This window comes from Nocardioides sp. SR21 (assembly GCF_022761125.1).
Taxonomy (GTDB): Bacteria; Actinomycetota; Actinomycetes; order Propionibacteriales; family Nocardioidaceae; genus Nocardioides.
In genome coordinates this window covers 85419-97340 of the sequence record NZ_JAKWJR010000010.1, presented here as the reverse complement: position 1 = coordinate 97340, position 11922 = coordinate 85419, and the positions used below count along the sequence as shown (strand labels likewise).

Sequence of the window (11922 nt, the reverse complement as noted above, 5' to 3'; positions counted from 1 at the left end):
AAATCGTTCCAATTAGGTTGCAGGCGCGACCGCGCGTCGGTGGAGCCCGCTCGTCCAGGCGGCCAGCGCCGACGCGAGCAGGGCGGTCGAGACGAGCAGGATGGTCGCGCGCACGTCGACGACCGTGACGAGGGCGGCGGCGACGAGCGCGCCGACCGGCTGGCCGCCCCACGCGATCATCCGGGCGGTCGCGTTGACCCGTGACTGCAGCTCGTCGGGCGCGAGCGCCTGGCGCGCGACGATCCCGTTCACGATCACGGTCGTCGCCACCAGGTGCCAGGCGGCGAGCAGCGCTGCTGCCGCAAGCCAACCGGGGCTGAGGGCCAGGGCGGCGACGGCGGCGAAGCCGGCGAGGTAGCCGACCGATGCCACCAGGCCCGCGCGCCAGCGCCGCCTGACCACCGGCGCGAGGACGCCTGCAGCAGCGCTGCCGCACGCGCCCGCGGCCAGGAGCAGGCCGAGCTGCGGTCCGTCGAGCGGGACGCCCAGCACGTCGACGGCGAGCACGACCTGCAGGCCGAGCACCCCGCCGCCGGCGAGGCTGACGCCGATGCCGCAGAGGGTCAGCCCGCGCACGAGTGGCTCCCGCATGACGAAGCCCAGCCCCTCGCGGATCGAGCCGAGGAGCGACGCGCCCGCGGGCCGGTGGCGTCCGCCGAGGTGGAGTCCGCGCAGCAGCGCCGCGCCGACGACGTACGCCGCCGCCTCGATCCAGAGCACCTGGGCCGCCCCGATCCGGCTGAGGAGGACGCCGCCGACGGCAGGCCCGGCGACCCCGACCAGGGTGCCGACGGTGGTCAGCAGGCCCTGTGCCTCGGCGAGCTGACCACGCTCGACGAGCGTCGTGATGGACCCGAACGCGGCGGCGTCGGCGAACACGCCGAGGACGCCGACGGCGAGGGCGACGGCGAGGACGTGCGCGACGTGGAGCGTCGCGAGGTGGGCGGCGACCGGGACGCTCGCGAGCAGCAGGGCGCCCGCGAGGCCGGCGCTGACCAGGATCCGGGTGCGGTCGAAGCGGTCGCCCCACGCGCCGGCGACGAGGCCGAAGGCGAGGTAGGGCGCGGCCTCCAGAGCGGCGAGGACCGCGGTGGCCGTGGCGCTTCCGGTCAGGTCGTACACGAGCACGGGCAGCGCGACCAGGCTGGTCGCCGCTCCCGACCACACGAGGATCCGGGAGAGCGCGAAGCGTCGGAAGGCGGGCGACGGAGACGTCGTCATGTTGAACATGATTCTCATTATGGTTTAGCGTTCGGTCTCGTGTCCCTCCCCTCCCGGCAGTCGGCCGGTCCGTACCTGCTGGGCGCGCGCGGTCATGCGGCCCTGATGGCCGGGTGCCTGGCAGGCGCCGTCGTCCTGGTGGTCCTCGGCGTCGGGACCGGCGCGGTGCCGGTGCCGATCGACGACGTCGTCGCGACGCTCGCGCGCCGGTTGCTGGGCTGGGGAGAGGGGGTCGACCTCGCGACCGACACGATCGTGTGGGAGTACCGCTTCCCGCGGACCCTGCTCGCCTTCGTGGTCGGCGCCGGGCTGTCGCTGGCCGGCGTGCTGATGCAGGCGCTGGTGCGCAACCCGCTCGCCGATCCCTACATCCTGGGGGTCGCGTCCGGGGCGTCGGCCGCCGCGACGGCGGCGATGACGCTGGGGATCGCGGCGTTGGCCGGGCTGGGCATCCCGGTCGTCGCCTTCGCCGGCGCCGCCGCCACGATGGTGCTGGTGCTCGCCCTGGGCCGGCGGCACGGACGCATCGACCCGCCGCGGATGCTGCTCGCCGGGGTCGCCGTCGGCTACCTGATGGCCGCGGTCACCAGCTACCTCCAGCTGCGCGCGACGCCCGAGGAGCTGGCCAACGTCCTCTTCTGGATCCTCGGGAGCCTGGCCGGTACGTCGTGGTCGGACCTGCCGGTCGCCACGGTCGTCGTGCTGGTGTGCGCCGTCCTCGCGCTCGCCCGGGCGACCGCGCTCGACCTGCTCAGCCTCGGCGACGACGCGGCCAGCAGCCTGGGTGTCGACCTGCCGCGGTTCCGGCTCGAGCTGGTGCTCGTGGCCGCGCTCTGCACGGCGGTCGTGGTGGCGGTGGCCGGCGGGATCGGGTTCGTCGGGCTGATGATCCCGCACGTCGCGCGGCTGCTGGTCGGTCCCGCGCACCGCCGCGTCGTCCCGCTCTCGCTGCTGCTGGGCGGGTGCTACCTGGTGCTCGTCGACATCCTCTGTCGCGTCGTCCAGGCGCCTGCGGAGCTGCCCGTCGGCATCGTGACGGCCCTGGTCGGTGCGCCCTTCCTCATCTGGCTGCTGCGCCGCGACAGTGCCGAGGTCGCCGGATGAGCGACGTGCTCGCGGTCGGCGGGTTGGAGGTGCGACTCGGGGAGCGCGCCGTCCTCGCCGGCGTCGACCTGCGGGTCCCCGAGGGCGCCGTCGTCGGACTGCTCGGCGCCAACGGCAGCGGCAAGTCCAGCCTGCTGCGCGCGGTCTTCCGAGCGGTGCGCCCGGACGCGGGGGTCGTGGCGGTCGACGGCGCGGACGTCTGGCGGGACCTGTCGGCCCGCGCCGCCGCTCGCCGTACCGCGGCGGTCACCCAGATGCCGGGCCCGCTCGAGCTCTCGGTGCGCGAGGTCGTCGAGCTCGGGCGTGCGCCGCACGCGTCCGGGTGGGGCGGTCTCGCGGAGCCGGACCGCGCTGCCGTCGCGCGCGCCGTCGAGAGCGCGGGGATCGCGCACCTGATGCACCGGCGGTGCTCGACGCTCTCCGGTGGCGAGCGGCAGCGGGTGCTGCTCGCGCGAGCGCTCGCCGGCGAGCCGCGGCTGCTGGTCCTCGACGAGCCCACCAACCACCTCGACGTCGCGGCCCAGCACGACCTGCTCGGCCTGGTGCGCGCGAGCGGCACCAGCGCCCTGGTCGCGCTGCACGACCTCGACCTCGCCGGCGCCTACTGCGACCTCGTGCATGTGCTGGCCGGCGGCCGCGTGGTCGCCCACGGCCCGGTCGTCGACGTCCTCACCCCGGACCTGGTGCGCGCTGTGTTCGGCGTCGACGTGCACGTCGACACGCACCCGCTCACCGGCCGCCCCCGGTTCTCGACCGCACCACTCACACCCACCCACCAGGAAGAACCACGATGACCCGATCCCGTCGCGCCCGCCTCTCCGTGGGCGCGCTGCTGCCGCTGCTGGCGCTGTCCGCCTGCGGCTCCGCCCCCGACACCGACGCCGAGGAGCCCGCCGCCGGCGCTGCTGCCTCGGCGTTCCCGATGACGTTCGACTCCTGCGGCACCGACGTGACCGTGCCGGCAGCACCCGAGCGGGTGCTGTCGTTCTACCCGACGATGACCGAGATGATGGTCGCGCTCGGCCTGGAGGACCGGCTCGTCGGCCAGGTCAACACCCAGTACGGCACGCCCTCCGAGCAGTACGCCGACGCGTACGACGCCGTCCGGGTGGTCGCCGAGGGCGAGCCGTCGGCCGAGACCGTCATCGGCGAGCGGCCCGACCTGCTGCTGGCCGAGCAGGAGTGGCGCTTCGACGGCAAGCGGCTGCCGACGCGTGCGTCGTACGCCGAGGACGGCCTGCCGGTCCTGGTGAGCGAGTCGCTCTGCGCGGACACGAAGACCGAGACCACCGTGCCCGACACCTACGAGGACCTCGAGCGCCTCGGCCGGCTCTTCGGCGTGGAGGAGCGGGCGGCCGACCTGGTCGCCGAGCTCGAGGACGTCGTCGCCGGGGTGCAGGAGGCCGTCGCGGGCGAGGAGCCGGCATCGCTGGCGATCCTGAGCGTCTACGAGTCCACGCTCTACGTGCAGGCCGGCGGTCTGTACACCGACGTCGTGGAGCGCGCGGGCGGCCGCAACCTGATCACGTCGGCCGACCTGCCGGCGGGCGAGTACTACGCCGCGTGGTCGCCTGAGAAGATCGTGCGGTTGAATCCGGATGTCATCGTCTTCCCGTACAACGACGAGCAGGTGCGTGAGACCGCCCTCGCCTACATCGAGGACCGGTTGGGTACCACCGATGCGGTGCGTGGTGGTCGCGTCGTCGGAGTTCCGGAGCCCGTGTTCGGCGGCGGCGTGCGATCCTCCCTCGGAGTCGAGGAGGTCGCCCGGCTGCTGCACCCCGAGATGTTCACCGATGGAGAGGAACAAGAATGAACAAGTCCCAGCTGAGCGACGCCGTCGCTGAGAAGACCGGCCTCAGCGGCGCCCAGGCCGATGCGGCGCTCGACGCCGTGCTGACCTCGATCACCGACGCCGTCGCGTCCGGTGACAAGGTCACGATCCCGGGCTTCGGCACGTTCGAGGCGCGCGAGCGCTCCGCGCGGACCGGCCGCAACCCCCAGACCGGCGCCGAGATCGAGATCGCCGCGACGACCGCGCCCGCGTTCAAGGCGGGCGCCGCGTTCAAGAAGGCGGTCGCCGGCGACTGACCCGTCGTACGACGAAAGGGCCGGGCTCCCCTGGGGAGCCCGGCCCTCGTGCGTGCTGGGGCGTCAGCCCTGGCGTGCCTTGAGACGCGGGTTCTGCTTGTTGATCACGTAGACGCGGCCGCGCCGTCGGACCACCTGCGAGCCCGGCTGGCTCTTCAGCGAGCGCAGCGAGTTGCGAACCTTCATGCCTCCTCCTTCCTGGACGTCGTGGGACGGCCGGTGCGCGGGTCGACCAGCCCACGCAGCACGGCCGGCGCGAGCCGGCGGGGGACCCGGTGCTCCTCGCCGCCGACGACGACGGTGACCAACGACGGCGGGGACGCCTTCCACTGCGCCCGGCGGTGCCGGGTGTTGCTGCGCGAGACGCGGCGCTTCGGGACCGCCATCAGGCCACCCGGCGTACCGGACCGAGCCACGGCTCGAACCCGTCCTCGGCGGTCCGCCAGCTGCCCCCGGCAGCCGCCTCGTCCGGCGCCAGCAACATCGCGCGGAACGCGTCGGCGAGGCCGCCCGGCGGGGTGCCGACCCCGGTCAGGATCAGGCGGGTCATCGGCGGGCGGGTGCCCCAGGGGTCGCCGTTGCCGATGCTCAGCTGGCCGCCGGCTCCGTCCCACACCAGTACCCGATCCGGTCGCGTCGGCAGCCAGAAGCAGCCCCGCGACCGGTGCCGTCCGCCGCCGAGGCGCTCGAGGTCGTCGAGCAGGCGGTCGGGGTGGAACGCGAGCGGGGAGACCAGCTCGCGTCGCCACACGTGCTTCCAGTCGACCTGGGGGAGCGGCGCGAGGGAGGCGGGCGCGGTCCACGCGTCGGTGCGCCCGTGCACGTGCCGCGAGTCCGCGAGTGCCCCGGCGTCGAGGTTCTCCACCCCGCTGACCAGGGTCGCGTCCGGCATCGCCAGCGCCTCCAGCAGCTCGGCACCCGCCGGCTCAGCGGGCCCGTCGGTGACCACGACGTCGGCGTACTCCACCATCGCGGCGGCGACCTCGCCGAGACCGCGGCGGTCGTCCTCGGAGCTGTGGACCCCGCGCTCGGCCAGGAGGTCGTCGCCGAGGAGGTCCTCGATCACGCCCGGTCCGTCGACGGCGGCGACGACCCCGGAGACCCGGAGGTGTCGCGCGAGCCGGGTGTCCCACGCGAGGACGTTGCAGACCTGGCGCGCCTCTGCGCCGACCGGCAGGTGGGCGAGGATCGTCGACCAGCGTCCGCTGCGCGCCAGCCGCTCGAGCGTGGGGACCACGTCCTCCCGGATCGCGCAGCTGACGCACGCGTGCTCGAGGTCGATCTCGACCTGCTCCACGATGCCGGTGACGTCGCTGACGATCCGCTGCAGCACGCTGCGCTCGACGTCGATGTGGTGGCAGACGGCCACGGCGGCCGGCAGGTCGAGCTGCAGCCCGACCATCGCCCCGGTCATGGCCTCCCGATCGACCCCGGTCAGCAGCACCACGGGCGTCCTCATGCGCCACCTCCGTAGCGCCGGCGGAAGGCCTCGACGCGCCCTTCGGAGTCGACCACGCGGCCACGTCCGGTCCAGAACGGGTGGCTGGCACTGGACACGTCGACGTCGACGACCGGGTAGGTCGCGCCGTCGAGCTCCACGGTCTCCCCGCCGGACCGCGCGGCCAGGGTCGACCGGGTCAGCAGCAGGTCTCCGGTCCGGTCGCGGAACACCACCGGGCCGTAGGTCGGATGGATCCCGTCCTTCATCGGCACTCCTTTGCTAGAATGAGAATCGTTCTCAGTATGACGAAGGAGCTGCCTCATGTCACGTACGTGTCAGGTGACGGGACGCCGGCCGGGATTCGGCCACCACGTCTCGCACTCGCACCGCCGCACGAACCGCCGGTTCGGCGTCAACGTCCAGCGCAAGCGCTACTGGGTGCCGAGCCTCGGCCGGCACGTCACGCTGCGGGTCAGTGCCCGTGGCATCAAGGTGATCGACGTCCGCGGCATCGACGCCGTCGTGGCCCAGGTCATCCGTCGGGAGGGGAGGATCTGATGGCGAGCAAGGCAAGTGACGTCCGGCCGATCGTGAAGCTGCGGTCGACCGCCGGAACCGGCTACACCTACGTCACCCGCAAGAACCGGCGCAACGACCCCGGCCGGCTCGAGCTGCGCAAGTTCGACCCGCGGGTGCGCCGGCACGTCGTCTTCCGCGAGGAGCGCTGATGGCGAAGCAGAGCTTGGTCGCCGCCGAGCAACGGCGCCGGCGCCTGGTCGAGCGGTACGCCGAGCGTCGGATCGCGCTCAAGGACGTGATCCGGACCGCCGAGCCGGGCTCGGTGGCGCACGCCGCGGCGGTGCGGGCGCTGTCCCGGCTGCCGCGCGACAGCTCGCCCGTGCGGCTGCGCAACCGGGACCAGGTCGACGGCCGACCGCGCGGCTACCTGCGCAAGACCGGGACCTCACGGATCCGGTTCCGCGAGCTCGCGCACCGCGGTGAGCTGCCGGGCATCCGCAAGGCGAGCTGGTGAGCCGACTACGGTGGGGGCGTGCCGTCTCCCACCTCTGAGTCCGCGCCCGCGGCCCCGCGCCAGCGGAGCACCCGCCAGCGGCGTGCGTTGATCGCCGAGCTCGAGGCGTCCGAGGGCTTCCGCAGCGCGCAGGACATCTATGCCGCTCTGCGGGCCAGCGGCGAGAAGGTCGGGCTGGCGACGGTCTACCGGGCGCTGCAGGCGCTCGTCGAGAGCGGCGAGGTCGACCAGGTGCAGTCCGACGTCGGGGAAGCGGCGTACCGCCTCTGCAGTCGGACGCACCACCACCACCTGGTGTGCCGGCAGTGCGGGCGCACCGTCGAGATCGCGGGTCCCGCGGTGGAGAAGTGGGCGACCCGGGTGGCCGAGGACAACGGCTACCAGGACGTCAGCCACTCGGTCGAGCTGTTCGGCATCTGCCCGGTCTGCCAGAAGCAGGCGCGTCAGAGGAAGTGACCGCTGCGGCGCTGCGGCGCGATCGGTCCGTCGAACCGGTCGAGGCCGAGTGACGCGACGTCCGCGTCGGGCTCGTCGCCCTCGGCCAGGCCGGCGAGGATCTCGCCCATCAGCGCCGAGAACTTGAAGCCGGCGCCGGAGTCGCCGCACGCGAGCACGACCCTGCCGACCCGGTCGATCACGAACAGCCCGTCGGGGGAGTCGGTCCAGCTGCAGACCTGCGCGTCGAGGACCGGGTCGGTGATGAAGCCCAGGCGCTCGGCCTCGACCGCGGTCTCGCGGGTGCGCTGCTCGGACGGCGTGCGGTCGAGGTCGTCCGGCGTCCAGTCGCGCACCTGCGCGTCCAGGCCGATCTTGAAGCCCAGGCCCGGCGTGGGCATCGAGTAGAAGCCGGGGCTGGCGCCGTACGCGCCCTCGAAGAGGCACGGGACGTCGTCGTACCGGTGCGGGTCGTCGGGCGAGCCGAAGTGCACGACCTGCTCCAGGTGCGGCACGAGCGGGAGGTCGACGTCGAGCATCGGCAGCAGTGCCACCGCGCCGGGGCCGGGCGCGACCACGACGGTGTCGGCGACCAGCCGGCCGGACTCACGCAGCTCGACGGTCCCGCTCGACGCGTCGATGCCGACGACCTCGTCCTTCAGGAGCCGGCCGCCGGCGCCGTTGAAGAGCTGGGCCTGGGCCGCCATCGAGTGCGCGGCGAGCACGCAGCCGCCCAGCGGCGTCCACACCGCCGGTCGCTCGTTGGGCGTCAGGCCCGGCAGCCAGCGGCCGACGTCGGCCGCGTCCACCTCGACGTGCTCGACGTCCTCTTCGCGCAGGGTGGCGAGCAGCCGCGACGGGTCGGCGTCGCGCCACAGGACGCCGACCTTGCGGTAGGTCTCCACGCCCGACCGCTCGGCCAGCCGGTCCATCGCGCCGACACTGCGCAGCCCGAGGCGGCACAGCACCGGCGTCGTGTCGGCGTGCCGCCAGACGCGGGTCGGGCCGGGCGACGACGAGAGCTCGTTGGCGACGCCGTACCGGTCGACCAGCGTCACCTGGTGGCCCCGCAGGGCGAGCTGTGCCGCGGTGGGCAGGCCCCACGCGCCGGCGCCGACGACGATCGCGGTCTGGCCGGTCATGGTTCGACCGTACCGCCACCGAATCTATTGACAGGTTTCCTGTCTATGACGAGGATGGGCGCCGCCAGGAAACCTGACAATGACGGAGGCGTGGTGCCCGCGATCTCGATGCCCGACCCGGAGGACCCGACCGGGGCCGAACTGGGGCTGCCTCCGACGCTGCGGCTGGGTCGGCAAGGTGCGGTCGCCGTACTGACGCTGGCCCGGGCGGCGAAGCGCAACGCGCTCGACGACACGACGGTCGAGGGTCTCCACCGGTTCTTCGCGACGCCGCCGGAGTGGGCGGCCGTCGTCGTGCTGGACGCCGACGGCGACCACTTCTCCGCGGGGCTCGACCTCAACGAGCTCGCCGAGCGCGACACCATCGCCGGTCTCGAGCACTCGATGAGCTGGCACCGGGCCTTCGCCGCGATGGAGTCCGGGCGGCTGCCGGTCGTCAGCGTGCTCAAGGGCGCGGTGATCGGTGGCGGCCTGGAGTTCGCCACCGCCACGCACATCCGGGTCGCGGAGACGTCGGCCTTCTACGCGCTGCCCGAGGGCCAGCGTGGCCTGTTCGTCGGCGGTGGCGCCTCGGTGCGGGTGCCTCGGCTGATCGGAGCGCACCGGATGACCGACCTGATGCTCACCGGCCGCGTGCTCGACGCCCGCGAGGGCCAGGACCTCGGGCTGACCCACTACCTCGTCGAGGAGGGCGAGGGCTTCGAGCACGCGCTCAGCCTCGCGCTGCGGATCGCCGAGAACGCGCCGGTCACGAACTTCGCCGTGCTCCACGCGCTCCCGTTGATCGCCCAGGGCGATCCCGCTCAGGGCTACCTGATGGAATCCCTCATGGCCGCGGTCGCCTCGGGAAGTCCGGAGGCCAAGCAACGGATGCGGTCGTTCCTCGAGGGGCGTGCGGGCAAGGTAGGGGGCCAGGAGTGACGTCAGTGCTGTGGGAGCCGGCTGCCGACTGGCGCACGGCCACGCACGTCGGGCGCTTCATGGACTGGCTCGCGTCGGAGCGCGACGTCCGGCTCGACACCTGGGACGACCTCTGGCGCTGGTCGGTCACCGAGGTCGAGGCCTTCTGGGCCGCGGTCTGGGACTACTTCGAGATCGACCCGAGCACGCCGTACGACGCCGTGCTCTCGTCCCGGACCATGCCCGGTGCCCGCTGGTTCGAGGGTGCGCGCCTCAACTACGCGCGGCACCTGCTCGCCGGTCACGCGGGCGATGACCGGGTCGCGGTGATCGCGCACTCGCAGTCGCGCGAGCCGGTGACCCTGACCTTCGGTGAGCTGACCGCGCAGGTCGCGCGCGCCGCCGTATCCCTGCGCAGCCTGGGCGTCCGGCCGGGCGATCGCGTCGCGGGCTACCTGCCCAACCTCCCCGAGACCCTCGTCGCGTTCCTCGCGACCGCTGCGATCGGCGCCACCTGGACCAGCTGCGCACCGGAGTTCGGCGCGCCGAGCGTGCTCGACCGGCTCGGCCAGGTCGAGCCGAAGGTGCTGCTTGTGGTCGGCGGCTACACCTACGGCGACAAGCCGGTCGACAAGGCCGCCGACATCGCGACGATCCGCGCGGGACTGCCGACCGTCGAGCACGTCGTCGAGGTGACGTACGGCGGATCCCCGGTGCCCGGTGCGATCGCGTGGTCGGACCTGGTCGACGGCGACGAGGTCGAGCCGGTCTACGAGGAGGTCGAGGCGGCGCACCCGCTGTTCATCCTCTTCTCGTCCGGGACCACCGGCCGGCCCAAGGCGATCGTGCACGGGCACGGCGGCATCCTCGTCGAGCACCTGAAGAACCACGCGCTGAGCTGGGACCTGGGCGCCGACGACCGGCTGCTGTGGTTCACCACCACCTCGTGGATGATCTGGAACTCGGTGATGTCCGCGCTCCTCGTCGACTGCTCGATCGTGATGCTCGACGGCAACCCGGCGTACCCCAGCCTCGACTGGCAGTGGGAGGTCGCGGCCGAGACCCGCGCGACCGTCATGGGCGCGAGCCCCGGCTTCCTGATGGGCAGCCGGCGCGAGGGCCTCCGCCCGGCGGAGAACCACGACCTGTCGGCGCTCCGCGAGCTGTGCGCGGCCGGCAGCCCGCTGGCCGAGGAGGGCTACCGCTGGGTGCTCGACGAGTTCGGGCCGCGAGTGCTGCTCAACGTCGGCTCCGGCGGCACCGACGTGTGCTCGGGGATCCTGCAGGGCAGCCCGGCGCAGCCGGTGTACCTCGGCGAGATCTCCGCGCCGTGCCTCGCGGTCGCCGCGGCGGCGTACGACGTCTCCGGGAACGAGGTCGTCGGCGAGCTCGGCGAGCTCGTGATCACCGAGCCGATGCCGTCGATGCCGGTCTCCTTCTGGGGCGACCGCGACGGCGAGATCTACCGGTCCGCGTACTTCGACGCCTACCCGGGCGTCTGGCGCCACGGCGACTGGATCCGCTTCAACGCCGTCGGGTCATCGGTGATCGAGGGCCGCTCCGACGCGACCCTCAACCGCGGCGGCGTCCGGCTGGGTACGGCGGAGTTCTACCGCGTGGTCGAGGAGCTGCCGGGCGTGCTCGACTGCCTGGTCGTCCACCTCGAGGACCGCGCCGGAGGGAACGGCGACCTGATCCTCGCCGTCGTGCTCGAGGACGGGCTCGTCCTCGACGACGATCGCCGGCGCGCGATCGCGGCGGCGCTCCGGTCGGCCCTCTCGCCGCGGCACGTGCCCGACCTCGTCGTCCAGGTGCCGAGCGTGCCGCGCACCCGGACGGGCAAGAAGCTCGAGGTGCCGGCCAAGCGGATCCTCCAGGGCAAGCCTCTCGAGCAGGTCGCCGACCTGCAGTCCCTGGTCGACCCGCACTCGCTCGACGCGTTCGTCGAGCTCGCGGGCGAGCGGGTCACAGCCGCTGCAGGGCCGCCCGGCACTCGTTGAGGCTGTTGCGCAGCGCGTCGCGCTGCCGTGCGGTCAGCGCGCCGGTCATCCGGCGGTCGAGCTCCTCGACCTCGTCGCGCACCTCGGCGAGGAAGGAGCGTCCCTCGGCCGTCAGGCTGATCAGCAGCCGCTTGCGGTCGGTCTCGTCCTGGGTCCGGGTGATGAGGCCCTTGCTGGTCAGGGCCTTCACCATGTCGGCCATCGACTGCGCGGTGACGAACGAGTTGCGCGCGAGCTGCGCCGCTGACAGCTCGCCGCTGTGCTCGAGCACGGAGAGCGCGGTGTACTGCAGCGCCGTGACGCCGGACGGCTTCAGCACGTCGTCGAGGTGCGCGCGGACCGCGAGCTCGACCTGCTTGACGGCGTACATCAGCAGCGGTGGCTGCGCGTGGTGCTCGGTCTCGGCCATGCGCCCGAACCCTTCCTCGTCGGTGGCACCGCGCACGCTACCGGCCGGGCGACGTCCGGGGAAATAGCCAAGAAACTTGTCAAAGACTGTTGTCAGGATACCTGTCAAAGAATTACTGTTCCGTCGACCCTGAGATGAGGCCTGGA

Annotated in this window: 17 protein-coding genes; 10 read left to right on the top strand and 7 right to left on the bottom strand. The window is 73.1% G+C overall.

Features of this window, described 5'->3' with window-relative positions:
* Positions 1-12: 12 nt before the first annotated feature.
* Positions 13-1221 (bottom strand): MFS transporter, encoded by a 1209-nt coding sequence (locus MJ604_RS18650; protein WP_243060095.1) that lies wholly within the window; start codon positions 1219-1221, stop codon positions 13-15.
* Between the two features lie 39 nt (positions 1222-1260).
* Between MJ604_RS18650 and MJ604_RS18645 the strand changes: the two genes are divergently transcribed.
* Genes MJ604_RS18645 through MJ604_RS18630 form a run of 4 tightly spaced genes read left to right on the top strand, consistent with a single transcriptional unit; the run spans position 1261 to position 4416 of the window.
* Positions 1261-2325: an iron ABC transporter permease gene (locus MJ604_RS18645; RefSeq protein WP_243060094.1), complete on the top strand. Its 1065-nt coding sequence runs from the start codon at positions 1261-1263 to the stop codon at positions 2323-2325.
* Positions 2322-3119, top strand: a complete 798-nt coding sequence (locus MJ604_RS18640) for an ABC transporter ATP-binding protein (RefSeq protein ID WP_243060093.1) — start codon at positions 2322-2324, stop codon at positions 3117-3119. Before MJ604_RS18645 ends, MJ604_RS18640 begins: the two co-directional genes overlap by 4 nt.
* Positions 3116-4141, top strand: coding sequence for an ABC transporter substrate-binding protein (locus tag MJ604_RS18635; RefSeq protein WP_243060092.1), 1026 nt, complete (start codon positions 3116-3118; stop codon positions 4139-4141). The genes MJ604_RS18640 and MJ604_RS18635 overlap by 4 nt, the downstream gene beginning before the upstream one ends.
* Positions 4138-4416: an HU family DNA-binding protein gene (locus MJ604_RS18630; RefSeq protein WP_243060091.1), complete on the top strand. Its 279-nt coding sequence runs from the start codon at positions 4138-4140 to the stop codon at positions 4414-4416. The genes MJ604_RS18635 and MJ604_RS18630 overlap by 4 nt, the downstream gene beginning before the upstream one ends.
* Positions 4417-4479: 63 nt before the next feature.
* On the opposite strand, the gene ykgO is transcribed toward MJ604_RS18630, so the two are convergent.
* Genes ykgO through MJ604_RS18610 form a run of 4 tightly spaced genes read right to left on the bottom strand, consistent with a single transcriptional unit; the run spans position 4480 to position 6123 of the window.
* Positions 4480-4602 (bottom strand): type B 50S ribosomal protein L36, encoded by a 123-nt coding sequence (gene ykgO, locus MJ604_RS18625; protein WP_243060090.1) that lies wholly within the window; start codon positions 4600-4602, stop codon positions 4480-4482.
* Complete coding sequence (gene rpmF / locus MJ604_RS18620) at positions 4599-4802, bottom strand: 50S ribosomal protein L32 (RefSeq protein ID WP_243060089.1); 204 nt, start codon at positions 4800-4802, stop codon at positions 4599-4601. Before rpmF ends, ykgO begins: the two co-directional genes overlap by 4 nt.
* Positions 4802-5875, bottom strand: a complete 1074-nt coding sequence (locus tag MJ604_RS18615; RefSeq protein ID WP_243060088.1) for a GTP-binding protein — start codon at positions 5873-5875, stop codon at positions 4802-4804. Before MJ604_RS18615 ends, rpmF begins: the two co-directional genes overlap by 1 nt.
* Positions 5872-6123: a type B 50S ribosomal protein L31 gene (locus MJ604_RS18610; RefSeq protein ID WP_243060087.1), complete on the bottom strand. Its 252-nt coding sequence runs from the start codon at positions 6121-6123 to the stop codon at positions 5872-5874. Before MJ604_RS18610 ends, MJ604_RS18615 begins: the two co-directional genes overlap by 4 nt.
* A 55-nt stretch (positions 6124-6178) precedes the next feature.
* Between MJ604_RS18610 and rpmB the strand changes: the two genes are divergently transcribed.
* The 4 genes from rpmB to MJ604_RS18590 are packed head-to-tail and all read left to right on the top strand — an operon-like array spanning position 6179 to position 7346.
* Entirely contained in the window at positions 6179-6415 is a 237-nt protein-coding gene (rpmB, locus tag MJ604_RS18605; RefSeq protein ID WP_243060086.1) for a 50S ribosomal protein L28, read from the top strand.
* Positions 6415-6585 carry a 50S ribosomal protein L33 gene (gene rpmG / locus MJ604_RS18600; protein WP_243060085.1) on the top strand — a complete coding sequence of 57 codons (171 nt, stop codon included), beginning with the start codon at positions 6415-6417 and terminating at the stop codon, positions 6583-6585. The genes rpmB and rpmG overlap by 1 nt, the downstream gene beginning before the upstream one ends.
* Positions 6585-6890 (top strand): 30S ribosomal protein S14, encoded by a 306-nt coding sequence (gene rpsN / locus MJ604_RS18595; RefSeq protein ID WP_243060084.1) that lies wholly within the window; start codon positions 6585-6587, stop codon positions 6888-6890. Before rpmG ends, rpsN begins: the two co-directional genes overlap by 1 nt.
* Positions 6891-6908: 18 nt before the next feature.
* Positions 6909-7346: a Fur family transcriptional regulator gene (locus tag MJ604_RS18590; protein ID WP_243060083.1), complete on the top strand. Its 438-nt coding sequence runs from the start codon at positions 6909-6911 to the stop codon at positions 7344-7346.
* Here the strand turns inward: MJ604_RS18590 and MJ604_RS18585 are convergent.
* On the bottom strand, positions 7334-8467 hold the full coding sequence (locus MJ604_RS18585; RefSeq protein ID WP_243060082.1) for an FAD-dependent oxidoreductase: 1134 nt from the start codon (positions 8465-8467) through the stop codon (positions 7334-7336). The two genes, MJ604_RS18590 and MJ604_RS18585, sit on opposite strands and share 13 nt — an antisense overlap.
* 90 nt (positions 8468-8557) lie before the next feature.
* On the opposite strand from MJ604_RS18585, the gene MJ604_RS18580 reads away from it, so the two are divergent.
* Positions 8558-9388, top strand: coding sequence for a crotonase/enoyl-CoA hydratase family protein (locus MJ604_RS18580; RefSeq protein ID WP_243060081.1), 831 nt, complete (start codon positions 8558-8560; stop codon positions 9386-9388).
* A complete protein-coding gene (locus MJ604_RS18575; protein ID WP_243060080.1) occupies positions 9385-11367 on the top strand; it encodes an acetoacetate--CoA ligase in 1983 nt (660 codons plus the stop codon). The genes MJ604_RS18580 and MJ604_RS18575 overlap by 4 nt, the downstream gene beginning before the upstream one ends.
* Here the strand turns inward: MJ604_RS18575 and MJ604_RS18570 are convergent.
* On the bottom strand, positions 11333-11776 hold the full coding sequence (locus MJ604_RS18570; protein WP_243060079.1) for a MarR family winged helix-turn-helix transcriptional regulator: 444 nt from the start codon (positions 11774-11776) through the stop codon (positions 11333-11335). The genes MJ604_RS18575 and MJ604_RS18570 overlap by 35 nt on opposite strands.
* Positions 11777-11922: the final 146 nt, after the last annotated feature.